The sequence below is a fragment of the Tenacibaculum aiptasiae genome (assembly GCF_965221665.1).
Lineage (GTDB): Bacteria > Bacteroidota > Bacteroidia > Flavobacteriales > Flavobacteriaceae > Polaribacter > Polaribacter aiptasiae.
This window is the reverse complement of record NZ_CBDCSN010000002.1, coordinates 529,328-542,732: the sequence shown is the minus strand read 5'-3', so window position 1 is coordinate 542,732 and position 13,405 is coordinate 529,328. Positions and strand designations below refer to the sequence as shown.

Genomic DNA, 13,405 nt, shown 5'->3' with positions numbered 1-13,405 from the left:
TTTAATTGAGAAGTTTAAACTTAATTTATCCTCTTAAACTTTCAGGATTATAACCTAAATAAGGAACTTCTTTTTCAACAAAAGTTATTCCGTATTCTTCCAACTCTTTTAAAATAGGTTCGTATACTTCTTTAGTGATAGGAATTTGCACTCCAGGAGTTTTAATTTCTCCATTTAATATTTTTAAAGCAGCCATAGCAACAGGTAAACCAACAGTTTTAGCCATTGCTGTGTAAGTTTGATCATCACCTTTAATAATCATGCTACTTTCAATTTGTAATTTTTCTTCTTTGTACTGATAACCAAAAATATGTTGCATTACAATCATGTCTTTATCGTCATCTTGTAATGTCCACTTATCTGATAATATTTTTTGTAAAATTTGTGCAGGAGTCGCATTTTTCAGTCCTACTTTTTTATCAGCATTAAAAATATCTAACTCTAAAAATTTATCCCACATAATATCATCTTGATCGATTTTCAAGTATGAGCGGAATTTTAATTCAACAGAATCAGAAGGAGAATAGGCTAAGAATAAATTAGTAAAATCTCTATAAGTTAAGTTTTCAGAATCTTCAATAGTGTAAGAATCATCAGTCATTCCTAATTGTACAAAAACATTCCAAGCTCTAGAAAAACCAACTTTTCTAATAGTTCCTCTATACATGGTTGGAATATCATCTAAACCATAAATGCTTCTGTATTTTAAAGAATCTCTGTTGGCATAAGCTTCAAATTTTCCGCTACCATTCACTGTTAAAAACTCTGTTCTTCTAAATAATTTATGATAAGGAATGTATTTATAAGTTCCTTCTTGAATAAACATAGCCGATCCACCTTGTCCAGCTAAAACTACATTTCTAGGGTTCCAAGTAAACTTATAGTTCCATAAATTATCATCACTTTCAGGAGCAACCAAACCTCCACAGAAAGATTCAAATAATAACATTTTTGAACCATTATCTCTAATACGATCAATAATTTGCATTGCACTCATATGATCAATACCAGGATCTAATCCAATTTCATTCATAAAAACTAATCCTTTTTCCTTAACAGCTTTATCTAAAGCTTGCATTTCATCAGAAACATAAGATGCAGTTACCATGTGTTTATTGTAAGTAACACAATCTTTAGCTACTTCAATATGGAAACGAGCTGGAAGCATAGAAATAACGATGTCAGCATTTTGGATTGCTTCAATACGTTGCTCAGCATTAAAAACATCTAAACTAATAGCTGTAGCGTTTTTATGATTGTTTGTTTTTTCTTGAGCACTTTCAATAGAAACATCACCAATAGTAATGTGTAAATTTTCTTGTGTCGATTTATCTAGTAAATATTTTATAAGGGATGAGCTAGATCTACCAGCTCCAATAATTAATATTTTTCTCATTTATGGTGTACTTTAGTGGTCTAAAATTTGTGGCGACAATATCGCTAAAAAAGTTTAAAATTAAACAAAAATCGATAAAATGTATAAAAATTTAACAACAGCATCTGTCTTAGGAGTACTGGCAGTAATTTTAGGAGCCTTTGGAGCACACGCATTAAAAGCCAAATTAAATCCAGAAGCAATGCAAAGTTTTGAAACAGCAGTGAGATATCAGTTTATTCATGTGCTTGTATTATTATTTGTAAACAGCTATAAAGAGTTTAATTTGAAACAAAAAAGTGCAATTAGTAGATTTTTAATAGGTGGGATTTTAATGTTTTCAGGATCAATTTATGCAATTTACTTGTTAAATGTTCCTGCTAAAACAATTTGGTTTATAACACCTTTAGGAGGAGTTTTGCTAATAGTAGCCTGGGTTTTGATGACTTTTCAGTTTGTCAAAAAAGTTATTAAAAAAGAATAGTTCATAAAATTTTTTAATGATTAATGAGTTTAATCAAAAAGAACTATTTTTGTCTAAAATTAAACACAACTAAATTATTCTAAGATGACAAATCTTGATACGAAAACGATATCGTTAGATAACTTAGGAATTAAGGGAGCAACGATTCGTTATCAATTGACTTCAGACGAGTTACATGATACAACCATTGAAAAAGGACAGGGAGAGAAAACTAGTTTTGGAGCATTAGCTGTTAAAACAGGTGAATTTACAGGACGTTCTCCTATGGACCGTTTTATTGTTAAAGACGATATAACAAAAGACGAAATATGGTGGGGAGACATCAACATACCATTCGACTCAGATAAATTTGATAAATTATACGATAAAGTAACTGATTACCTTTCTAATAAAGAAGTTTTTGTACGTGATAGTTATGCATGTGCTGACGAAGATTACAAACTAAATATTAGAGTAGTAAACGAATATCCATGGAGTAACATGTTTGCTTACAACATGTTTTTACGTCCAACTGCAGAAGAATTAAAAGGTTTTTCTCCAGAATGGACTGTAATTAATGCACCAGGTTTTATGGCTAATCCAGAAGTAGATGGAACACGTCAACACAATTTTGCAATCTTAAACTTTGAAAAGAAGATTGCTTTAATAGGTGGAACTGGATATACAGGAGAAATTAAAAAAGGAATTTTCTCTGCATTAAACTTTATATTACCTGTATTTAAGAATACATTACCAATGCACTGTTCTGCGAATGTTGGTAAAGAAGGAGATACAGCTATTTTCTTTGGATTATCAGGAACAGGAAAAACAACTTTATCTACAGATCCAAATCGTAGTTTAATTGGTGATGATGAGCATGGTTGGACTTCTGAGAATACAGTATTTAACTTCGAAGGAGGATGTTACGCTAAAGTAATTGACTTATCTCAAGAAAAAGAACCAGAAATTTATGCAGCTATAAAGAAAGGAGCTATCCTTGAAAATATAGTTATGGATAAAGATGGAAACGTAGATTTTCACGATACATCAATTACACAAAATACACGTGTAAGTTATCCAATTTACCATATTGATAATATTCAAAAGCCATCAATAGGAAAGAATCCAAAAAACATATTCTTTTTAACTGCTGATGCATTTGGAGTATTGCCTCCAATATCAAGATTAACACCAGGTCAGGCAGCTTACCACTTCATTTCTGGATATACTGCAAAAGTAGCAGGAACAGAAGCTGGAGTTACAGAGCCACAACCAAGTTTCTCAGCATGTTTTGGAGCGCCATTTATGCCATTACACCCAACTCGTTATGCAGAAATGTTAAGCGAAAAAATGAAAGAAACTGGTGTAAACGTTTGGTTAGTAAACACAGGATGGTTTGCTGGACCTTATGGAGTTGGTGATAGAATGAAATTAAAGTACACACGTGCTATGATTAATGCTGCATTAAATGGTGGATTACCTCAAGAAATTACTCACGAGAACTACCACATTCACTCTGTATTTGGATTAGCGCAACCAAGACAATGTCCTGGAGTACCATCAGAATTATTAAGTCAGCGTCAAGCTTGGAATAATGATGAAGAGTACTATAAAACAGCACATAAATTAGCAGATTCGTTCAAAGAAAACTTTAAGAAATTTGAAGAATATGCAAATGAAGAAATTTTAGCAGGTGGACCACCAAATGTTGAAAAATAAATTGATAAGAAAGCATCCGAAAAGGATGCTTTTTTTATGCAGAAATACTACCTATTTTTGTAATCCTAAAAAATAAATAATGATAGTACAAGGAAATATAGTTGATATACTGAATAAAAGAATTTATAAAGGAGAAGTAGAAGTTGAAAACGGTAAGATAAAAGCAATAAGAGAAGCTAATCATACTGTAGAAAATTATATACTTCCTGGTTTTGTAGATGCTCATATTCATATTGAAAGCTCAATGTTGGTACCGTCAGAATTTGCAAAAATTGCTGTAGTTCATGGAACAGTAGCTACTGTTTCTGATCCTCATGAAATAGCAAATGTTTTAGGAGTAAAAGGAGTTGATTTTATGATTGAAAACGGAAAGAAAGTTCCGTTGAAATTTAATTTTGGAGCGCCTTCTTGTGTGCCAGCTACTTCTTTTGAAAGTGCAGGAGCTGTTATCGATTCTGATGATATTAAGAAGATGATGGAAAATCCGGATATCAAGTATTTAGCAGAAATGATGAATTATCCAGGAGTTATTTATCAGGACGAGGAAGTATTAAAGAAAATAGCTTGGGCAAAACATTATAACAAACCAGTAGATGGGCATGCTCCTGGAGTCCGAGGAGAAGATTTAGATAAATATATTGCTGCTGGAATTTATACCGATCACGAGTGTTTTACTTATGAAGAAGCATTAGAAAAACTTCAAAAAGGTATGAAAGTAATTATTAGAGAAGGAAGTGCTGCTAAAAACTTTGAAGCTCTTATTGATTTATTACCTGAGCATTATGAGAATATGATGTTTTGTTCTGATGATAAACATCCAGATGATTTATTAGTAGGACATTTAAATGAGTTATGTGAAAGAGCTATAGCTAAAGGAATAGACGTTTTTAAAATGTTACAAGCAGCTTGTGTAAATCCAGTAAAGCATTATAATTTAGATGTAGGATTATTGAAAGAAGGAGATGATGCCGATTTTATTGTAACTGAAAACTTAAAGAATTTTAAAGTATTACAAACTTACATTAACGGTGAGTTAGTAGCAGACAAAGGAGAGTCGTTTGTAAAGCATGTTGACTTTGAAGTGTTGAATAACTTTGATACGGATAAAAAAAAAGTTGTCGATTTTGAGTTTCATTCAGCTTCTGATAAGATTAGAGTAATTGAAGCTTTAGATGGAGAATTAGTAACTAATGAAATAGAAGTAGATTCTTTAATAAAAGAAGGAAATTTAGTTTCTAATACTGAAAATGATGTATTAAAAATGACAGTAGTAAACCGTTATAAAAATGCAGAACCATCGATAGCGTTTATTAAAAACTTCGGATTAAAGGAAGGGGCAATAGCAAGTTCAGTAGGACATGATTCTCATAATATTATTGCAGTAGGAGTTTCTGATGAAGCTATTTGTAAAGCAGTAAACCTTTTAATTGAAAATAAAGGAGGAATTTGTGCTGTTTCTAATTCAGAAGAAAAAGTAGTTGCTTTACCAGTAGCAGGAATTATGAGTGATAAACCTGCTGAAGAAATAGGAAAAGCATATGCAGAGTTAGATTGTATGGCTAAGGAAATGGGAAGTTCTTTAAGAGCACCTTATATGACCTTGTCATTTATGGCACTATTGGTAATACCAGCATTAAAATTATCAGACAAAGGATTATTTAATGGAAGTACTTTCCAGTTTACTCCTGTTGAAGTGAAATAATAAGAATATTCAAACTATATTTTTGATATAAATATGCGCTTCTGAATTAAAAGAAGCGCATATGTTATTTTTAATAAGAATCTATTTATTAGGGTTTGGTCCTAACCAAACTTTTTGAGGATAATTAGGGTTCACACCTACATTTCCTTTAAAGCCTTGGCTTCTTAAAAATTCAACAAATTCTTCTGTTGTTTTTGGCTCTGATACGATTACTTCATAATCAACAGAGACTTCTTTTGTGTCTAAAGTTTTCATAAGATATAAATTTATATTAGGTTTATAATTAGTTACCACTGAACAACAGTTTCTTTGTTTTTATAAACAACTTCACCATACTCGGTAATTTCAAAAAAACATTCTAATGTAGAATTTTGGTAGTTTGCATTAAGCTGTCCACTATATTGTTGTATTCCTGTATTTTTCCATAAAGTTTGTTTAGGGTTTTCAGGATTCATTGTTCCATTTCCTAAATCTAATCCATCAAAACTTGATGAAGTTGTAATGATATTAGTTGTGGTATCTATGCTGTATGATATTTCAAGTCCTCCCATTCTACGGACTCCTTTAATCGGTGATGTAACTGTATTATTAGACATTTTCAATATGTTTTAATTGTTGTTGAGTTGTTTTTTTAGCTGAGGTATCAACATCAAAGAATGATACTTCAAGTGTGTTTATTTTTGCAGGGTCTAGTGATACCTGTACTGCAGAAAAACGATCTGAATAAGCAAAATTGTATGCTTGTGATAATGGTTGCAACGTTGCTGCATACTGGTTATAGTAAGCATCATTACTCTGTAAGTTTCCAAATAATTCAGTGTTCGGAATTTTACTAAACCAATCGCTACTTTTCATCGCTCCAGCTTGAGTTCCAGCAAAAGAAGTTGTAGAACCAATAGCTCCAATATTAAAACCAGCTAATAAATCGCCAGTAATCCATCCGTATACATCGTTTGCAGGACTTTGTTTCGCTGCTTTATTTAAGGAAAACATGGCATTGGCTCCATAGATCCCATTAGGATTAATCAAATCTTCTTTTTTATAAAGCATGGTAACATTGTTTCCTCCAACAGTTCCAGTTAATGTAATATCTAAGCTAGCATCAATAGTTGCTGTTAAATCATAATCTTGAGCGCTTTGTGGTCCTGTAGGTGGAACATGTGGGCCAACACCATTAAAATGTCCACTAATTTTAGCAATAACTCCATTACCTAATCCACTAATAGACACTGCATCCGCTTTTGCAGAAGTTCCAAAGTTGTCGTTTAAATAGGTTAAATACGATTCAAATAAATGGTATGGAGTAATTGGTACTCCGCCAATTGGTGGGTATGAAGATGGACCAATAATTCTAGCAAATCCAGATCCTGATTGGTTTGAATGTTGTGTGAAATCTCCAGGAACTAAAGCAGGTTTTGCATTTGCTAATCCAGATTTAGGAGTATTAGTTAATTCTTTTAAAGCTTCATATACTTGGTTTGAAGAAATTCCTTGTTTCAAACCGTAATCAATCTGTTCTGGAATTAATCCATCCAAAGAAGTTTCTAATTTCATAGGAATACTCCAATAGTCGATACTAGTTAAATCGGCAACATCTGTAGCAGCTCCATTAAAAGTAAGTTCCATTTTATCATATCGTAAGAAGAAATTTGGATCAGTAACATTTTGAGCAGGTTCGTAATATGGATTTACAACTTTCCACGCTTGTCCGTAACAAACGTAAATTCGTCCGCTAAAATTTTTTACTTGTACTCCGTTTTTTAGTTCTTCATAAGAATACCAGTTTCCTTTGCCACTAACTGTGTTTACTGGTTTGATGTTGATTTCTAAAGGTTCTAATTCTCCAGCTTTATAACTGATGTTAAATAAGTCGTCAGTGCTTCCAGAAACAAAACCTATATAGATGTTTTTTTCAGTAACATCTATTCCTTTGTTAAATTTTATGGTTAATATACTCATGGTAGTAGAGGTTTGGTTAGTTATAAGAAGTAAGCTCTATTAAAGTAACATAGAGCTTACTTTGAAATTATACAGTGGCTTCGTTACCGTGTAACCTTGGGTTTAATACACCAGCTGTTATAGTATAGATAGGTCCATTTGGTCCTTCTTGAGCAAAGCCGAAAATTCCGTTTGTACCTTCTTGATATATTTGGTTTTCTCTTTCTTCAAAAGGAACAGAAGCCCACTTTTTTACATCAGATTCAGAAACTGTAATTGTTTTGCTAGGATATGAAGCATCAGAAGGACAGAAAATTTCTATAGAAAAACTTCCTTCTAAGCCATTTTCAAGATCCAAAAACCATGTAGGTGTTGGTCCTGATCCATTTTGTCCAGGAGGAACTGGTAAATGAATGTTTTCATTTATAGCAGATGATCCTTTGCGAAGTGTTCCATTACAAACCCCTGTGATTTTGCAATATAATTTAGCGCCATCATTAGCTCCTGGGTCATTCTGACTTAAAGCCGATAGTTGAAAAATGTTGTTAGACATAGTTATTGAGGTTTAAAATTATAAATTGAAAATATGTCCATTAACAGGCACTTTTTCTTCGTGTTTACCTTGAAAAGTAAATCCACCTTCACCATTCCAATCAGCTTTTAAAGCCATGTTTGCTTCGAAAGGAAATTGTAATGGAGTTAATTTGTTGTCAGAAGGAATACTTCCTTTTAAACTTAATACTCTTACAATATCTCCCAACCCAGTTGAGTATACTGTTCCACTTACTTTTCCAGTATAGCTTTTTTTATCGGTACCTACATTAATGGTAACTGTTCCACTAACTGTATGGTTTTCTGGGTGTACTAATAATGAAAAGTTTACGATAGTTGCTAAAAGATTAGGAGCAAAGCCCATAGTTCCTTTAAAATATATTGTTTCTACTGCTGTATCTACTGTTGTTGACATAATTAATAAGATTAGTTTTCCTACTCATAAGGCTTTTCGGATTCCGCCTCGTTTTTTAAAATGGTGACTGCTCCATTTTAGTCTAAGTTTAGTTAGTTATTAAATAGTAAAGTATAGTAGTTATAGTATGTACCGAAAACACGGTTGGGTCTCTACACTTGTTAGTATTTAAGAACAGCGAAATAATTTGTGCTAGCGCTTTATTTCTGACCTAAAATTAGATTAGAAGTAGAGGTGAGCGGAAAAAAATGGCATAAGCGAGTATATTTTTTCCATAAAAACAGAAAAAAATAGCAGGAAGATTTTCTTAAGCTAATCTTGTATGTGTTGTGTATGAGTTACTTAAGTGTACGTACTTTTTTTATAATATCTTTATAACGTTCGCTTAAGGTAGCTTTCTTATTTCCAGTAAGTAAGATTAAATTGTCTGCTGGAATAATCTCTGTAATGTGTTTGGTGTTTACTATAAAGTTTCGATGTGTTCTTTGAAAAATAGGGTTGTTTAGTAGTTGAAGAATTTTAGTTAATGAAATAAGAATAACAAACTTCTCTTTTTCCGTAACAATATTGCAGTATTTTTCTTCAACATCAATATAAACAATATCAGTAATTAATACTTTTTTTAGCGATTTTCCTTTTTTAATAAATAAATGATCTTCACTAATCACGGTATCTTCTTCATCACTTAAAAAGACATCATTTTGTGCATAAAACTTTTCAACAGCCATTTCTATGGCGTACAAAACCTCTAATTCGTTAAAAGGTTTCATTAAAAAGCTAAACGGTTGTGTTAGTTTAGCTCTTTCAAAAATACTTCGATCTCTTGAACTTGTTAAAAACACAAATGGCTTAGAAGAATTAGGTACAGCATTGATGGTTTCGGCAAAGGTAATTCCATCAGGAGAACCGTTTAAAAAAATATCGATAATAACAATGTCAACATCAATTTTATAAAATTGATCTAAGGCATCTTTAAAGTTTCTAGCAATTCCAGTAACCGTATAATTGTTGTCTTCAAGAACTTGAATTAGACGATCACTTTCAGCAGGAGTATCTTCTATAATAAAAACATTCACATTATTCATTCGAAGGATTTTTAGGTAAAGATACAATCATTTTGGTACCTTTTCCTAATTCACTTTCAATATCAAATTTTCCATTGTTTTTTCGAATCATCGATTTACATAATTGCAAGCCTAAACCTGTACCAATTACATCTTCGTGCTCTTTTTTATGTAAAAGCGCTGTGTCTTTTAATAACTCTAAACGCGTAGCTTCACTCATTCCTAAACCAGTGTCTTCAATAATTAAATCGCAAAAATCATCAGAAGAGTTTTGTGAATATATTTTAATACTACCGTTAGGTTTAGAAAACTTAATGGCATTGTCTAATAAATTACGTAACACAATTTTTAGGGATTCCTGATCGGCAAAAACAATATCTTTTTTAGAAACGGTATTTTCTAAACTCAACTCCTTTTCTAGTAATAAAGGTTGGTAGTTATAAGACACTTGTTCTGTAATAAAAAATAAACGTAATGAGCTAATACTAAAGTAGCCTTGGTTGGTTTGTAATAAAGCCCAATTTAAAAGATTGTCTAAAAGACCGTAAGCACCATTAACAATGGCACTGTTTTTTTGAAGTAAGTTACGTAATGCACTCAAATTATTACTGTCTAAATTTTTAACTAAAGAACCATTACTGGTTTTTAAAGCATTAACAGAAGAGCGTAAATCGTGGCTTACAATAGAAAAAAGTTTGTCTTTAGTAGCGTTTAAGGCATTAAGGTTTTCTTTTTGACTGGCAATAATCTTATTTCGTTTTACTTTTTCTCTATAGAAATAAAGACTAATTCCTAAAAGAACAAATAAGCCAATAGCAGCATATAAAAAGATAGTACGTTGAGTTTCTTTTAACTCATTTTGAACTTGTAAAATATCAACCTCATTTTGTTTTTGTTTTACAGCAAACTCTTTTTCTTTCTTAGCAACTTCGTAGATTTTATTTTGGTCGTTTAGAGAATCTTTCCACTGCTGAGTTTCTTTTCTATAAGCTAAAGCTTTTTTAAAGTTTTTACGATTTTCTTCAATAGCAGACATGTTTTTGGACGCAAGTCTTTTTATATCAAAATCATCCAAATATTTAGATATATTGTAGGCTTTTTTGAAGTATTTATAAGCTTTTTGGTTTTGTGATTTGAAATAATATAAATTAGCTGTATTTATATAACTTTCGGCTAATTTTAGAGAATCTTTAATGTTTTGATTCAATCTTTTAAAATATAATTCTGCTGTATCATACTTTTTTAATAAAAAATTACATAAGGCTATGTTATTGAGGATTGAATTTTTATTAAAATATAATATTTTCTCTTCTGGCAACTCAGAAAGTGGAAGTAGGTGTTCTATAGCTTTTTCATAATCAGATAATGACATATAAACGTAAGCTAAATAAAACTCTTTAAGATTAAAAAACTTAAAATCATTTGAGATTAGTAAAAAATGCTCTTTAGCTTCATTATATATACTTTTATTGGTTAAGCTTATTCCTCTAAAGTAATGGCAAAGCTCAGTAACTTGTCTGTTGCTTGAGTTTTTTTCAATTTGTCTTTGAGAATAAATTAATGTAGAGTCCCATTCTTTTTTAGAAAAGAAAGTTGCAGCTTTTTTTAAATCAGAATGAGATTTGAATTTTTGAGAATACTGATTCATGTGAGTATAAAGTAAACTGTCTTTTTTTTGAGAATAAACTAAACTACTTGTAATTAATAGAGATAAAAAAAGAAATCTGAAGTACATTTTAGACTAAATAAATTATCTGCAATGTATAAAAAATGTCCTGAAAAAAAACAGGACATTTTTAATAATTATTTTTTAATTTAAAATTTTTTCCGTTGGTGGTTTACTAAAAGCGACTTCTGTTCCTTTTGAAGTTTCGGCACCATTATTTCCAACTTCAGAATCATTAACAGCATAGCTTATAGGATAAGTATTGTGGCCTATAGAGATATTATTAATTTCAGAAAAGGTATAAATATCAACATGTGTAGGATCGGTATCAGCATAATCAACATTTACAACAAAAGCATATATTATACTTTTACCCTTATAATTGAAATTTGGGTTTATTGAATATTCACTTGGTTGAGAAGCTCCATGAGCAACAGCTATTTTAAAAGAAGTTATTTTGTTTTTAGGAGAAACTTCTACATCAAATGGTGAGTATAGATGATCACTGAGAACAGCTCCTGAAGGTAATGTAGAAATAGGTTGATTTAAATTTGACGTAACTTTAGCCATAATATTTAGTTTTAGATTGGTTAATAATATTTTATTGTTTCTTTTTTCAAATAAACAATAAAATATTAAGCTGTTAGAAAAAAAAGGAATAAGATGGAGATTTACAGGAACAAGAAATGTTTTTTTAAGAATAAAATATAGAGAGTTTGTCATGAAATGAATTTTGATTAAAAAGAGAAAGTAGATTGTACTAATCAATAATAGAATACTCAGGTATATAAACGATATTAAATGATTAGTTTTGTATTTATAGAAAGTAAGCGTTTTTGAAGACAGAAAAAATAATATTAGGTATCGACCCAGGTACTAGTATCATGGGGTTTGGAATTATAAAAGTGATTGGTAAAAAGATGGAATTTGTTCAAATGAACGAATTACTTTTAAAAAAGTACGACGATCATTACTTAAAACTAAAACTCATTTTTGAACGTACTATAGAATTAATTGATACTTATAATCCTGATGAGATAGCTTTAGAAGCTCCGTTTTTTGGAAAAAACGTACAATCTATGTTAAAGCTAGGTAGAGCGCAAGGAGTAGCAATGGCAGCAGGATTGTCAAGGCAAATTCCAGTTACAGAGTATGCTCCTAAAAAAATTAAAATGGCTATTACTGGAAAAGGAACTTCAAGTAAAGAACAAGTAGCAATGATGTTAAAGTCTTTATTAAACTTAAAAGAGCTACCAAAAAACTTAGATGCTACCGATGGTTTGGCTGCAGCCGTTTGTCATTATTATAATTCAGGGACCAAAATAGGAGGTAAGAACTATACTGGTTGGGCAGCTTTTGTAAAACAAAACCCTAAGAAAATAGGATAACTGAAAAATTTTGGCAGGAATTTACCTACATATCCCATTTTGCAAGCAAGCGTGTTATTATTGCGATTTTCATTTTTCTACCTCTTTAAAGAGAAAAGAAGAGCTGATTGTTTGTATGGTAAAAGAATTAGAACTTCGGAAAGAAGAGTTGAATAATGAAACAATAGAGACTATCTATTTTGGAGGAGGAACACCAAGTTTGTTATCAGCCAAAGAGATAAGATTATTATTAGATACGATATATCAGAATTATCAAATAATTGAGCAGCCAGAAATTACATTAGAAGCTAATCCAGATGATTTATCAGAAGAGAAAATCTTAGAATTAGCAGAATCTCCAGTAAATAGATTAAGTATTGGAATTCAATCTTTTTTTGAGGAAGATTTAAAGAGTATGAATCGAGCACATAATGCAGAGGAGGCTAAGAACTGTTTATCTCTAGCGACTAGTTATTTTGATAATATTACCATCGATTTAATTTACGGAGTTCCAAATATGACAAACGAGCGCTGGAAAGAAAACTTACAAATAGCCTTCGATTTTGGAATCAATCATATTTCTAGTTATGCTTTAACAGTAGAACCTAAAACAGTATTGGATACATTTGTGAAAAATGGGAAATATCCAGAACCAGATGAGGTAGAAGCTAAAGCGCATTTTGATATTTTAATGGATGAAACCACTAAAAACGGATTTGTACATTATGAAATTTCTAATTTTGGAAAACCTGATTATTTTTCAAAACATAATACATCTTATTGGTTAGGAAAAAAATATATAGGAGTAGGGCCTTCAGCGCATTCATTTAATAAAACACATAGAAGCTGGAATATTTCTAATAATGCTAAATACATAAAAACACTTGAATTAGGTAATTTACCTAATGAAATAGAAGAGTTAACCAAAGAAGATAGATTTAATGAATATTTAATGACAGGATTACGAACCATTTGGGGAGTGTCTTTAGATAAAATAAATCCTATTTTTAGAGAAAGTTTATTAGCTTCTTCGAAAAAGTTTATAGAACAAGGATTGTTAACCATAGAAGAGGATACATTAAAAACAACTTCTAAAGGAAAGTTTTTAGCAGACGGATTGGCTTCCGAATTGTTTATAGTTTAA

14 protein-coding genes are annotated in these 13,405 nt (G+C 31.0%); 5 read left to right on the top strand and 9 right to left on the bottom strand.

Going from position 1 to position 13,405, the window contains the following annotated elements:
* Window positions 1-25: 25 nt before the first annotated feature.
* Window positions 26-1,396: a saccharopine dehydrogenase family protein gene (locus ACOQN8_RS02805; RefSeq protein ID WP_420551517.1), complete on the bottom strand. Its 1,371-nt coding sequence runs from the start codon at window positions 1,394-1,396 to the stop codon at window positions 26-28.
* Window positions 1,397-1,475: 79 nt separating this feature from the next.
* Here ACOQN8_RS02805 and ACOQN8_RS02800 point away from each other — a divergent pair, with 79 nt between their 5' ends.
* The 3 genes from ACOQN8_RS02800 to ade all read left to right on the top strand — a co-directional run bounded on the left by ACOQN8_RS02800 (window position 1,476) and on the right by ade (window position 5,259).
* Window positions 1,476-1,859 (top strand): DUF423 domain-containing protein, encoded by a 384-nt coding sequence (locus ACOQN8_RS02800; RefSeq protein WP_420551516.1) that lies wholly within the window; start codon window positions 1,476-1,478, stop codon window positions 1,857-1,859.
* Window positions 1,860-1,943: 84 nt separating this feature from the next.
* Window positions 1,944-3,557: a phosphoenolpyruvate carboxykinase (ATP) gene (gene pckA / locus ACOQN8_RS02795; RefSeq protein ID WP_150900086.1), complete on the top strand. Its 1,614-nt coding sequence runs from the start codon at window positions 1,944-1,946 to the stop codon at window positions 3,555-3,557.
* Between the two features lie 79 nt (window positions 3,558-3,636).
* Entirely contained in the window at window positions 3,637-5,259 is a 1,623-nt protein-coding gene (ade, locus tag ACOQN8_RS02790) for an adenine deaminase (protein WP_420551515.1), read from the top strand.
* An 81-nt stretch (window positions 5,260-5,340) separates the two neighbouring features.
* Here ade and ACOQN8_RS02785 read toward each other — a convergent pair whose 3' ends face one another.
* The 8 genes from ACOQN8_RS02785 to ACOQN8_RS02750 all read right to left on the bottom strand — a co-directional run bounded on the left by ACOQN8_RS02785 (window position 5,341) and on the right by ACOQN8_RS02750 (window position 11,464).
* On the bottom strand, window positions 5,341-5,514 hold the full coding sequence (locus ACOQN8_RS02785; RefSeq protein WP_420551514.1) for a hypothetical protein: 174 nt from the start codon (window positions 5,512-5,514) through the stop codon (window positions 5,341-5,343).
* 32 nt (window positions 5,515-5,546) lie between these two features.
* Entirely contained in the window at window positions 5,547-5,855 is a 309-nt protein-coding gene (locus ACOQN8_RS02780) for a hypothetical protein (protein WP_420551513.1), read from the bottom strand.
* The gene (locus ACOQN8_RS02775) at window positions 5,848-7,218 is read right to left on the bottom strand and encodes a beta-1,3-glucanase family protein (protein WP_420551512.1); all 1,371 of its coding nucleotides are present in this window, start codon (window positions 7,216-7,218) and stop codon (window positions 5,848-5,850) included. Before ACOQN8_RS02775 ends, ACOQN8_RS02780 begins: the two co-directional genes overlap by 8 nt.
* Window positions 7,219-7,285: 67 nt before the next feature.
* The gene (locus tag ACOQN8_RS02770) at window positions 7,286-7,750 is read right to left on the bottom strand and encodes a hypothetical protein (protein ID WP_420551511.1); all 465 of its coding nucleotides are present in this window, start codon (window positions 7,748-7,750) and stop codon (window positions 7,286-7,288) included.
* Window positions 7,751-7,768: 18 nt separating this feature from the next.
* Entirely contained in the window at window positions 7,769-8,164 is a 396-nt protein-coding gene (locus tag ACOQN8_RS02765; RefSeq protein ID WP_150900091.1) for a DUF1842 domain-containing protein, read from the bottom strand.
* A 338-nt stretch (window positions 8,165-8,502) separates the two neighbouring features.
* Window positions 8,503-9,249 carry a LytR/AlgR family response regulator transcription factor gene (locus tag ACOQN8_RS02760; RefSeq protein WP_150900092.1) on the bottom strand — a complete coding sequence of 249 codons (747 nt, stop codon included), beginning with the start codon at window positions 9,247-9,249 and terminating at the stop codon, window positions 8,503-8,505.
* Entirely contained in the window at window positions 9,242-10,876 is a 1,635-nt protein-coding gene (locus ACOQN8_RS02755) for a tetratricopeptide repeat-containing sensor histidine kinase (RefSeq protein ID WP_420551510.1), read from the bottom strand. Before ACOQN8_RS02755 ends, ACOQN8_RS02760 begins: the two co-directional genes overlap by 8 nt.
* A gap of 162 nt (window positions 10,877-11,038) precedes the next feature.
* On the bottom strand, window positions 11,039-11,464 hold the full coding sequence (locus tag ACOQN8_RS02750; protein ID WP_420551509.1) for a hypothetical protein: 426 nt from the start codon (window positions 11,462-11,464) through the stop codon (window positions 11,039-11,041).
* A gap of 266 nt (window positions 11,465-11,730) precedes the next feature.
* On the opposite strand from ACOQN8_RS02750, the gene ruvC reads away from it, so the two are divergent.
* The gene (gene ruvC, locus ACOQN8_RS02745; RefSeq protein WP_272151921.1) at window positions 11,731-12,282 is read left to right on the top strand and encodes a crossover junction endodeoxyribonuclease RuvC; all 552 of its coding nucleotides are present in this window, start codon (window positions 11,731-11,733) and stop codon (window positions 12,280-12,282) included.
* Between the two features lie 10 nt (window positions 12,283-12,292).
* Window positions 12,293-13,405 (top strand): radical SAM family heme chaperone HemW, encoded by a 1,113-nt coding sequence (gene hemW, locus ACOQN8_RS02740; RefSeq protein ID WP_420551508.1) that lies wholly within the window; start codon window positions 12,293-12,295, stop codon window positions 13,403-13,405.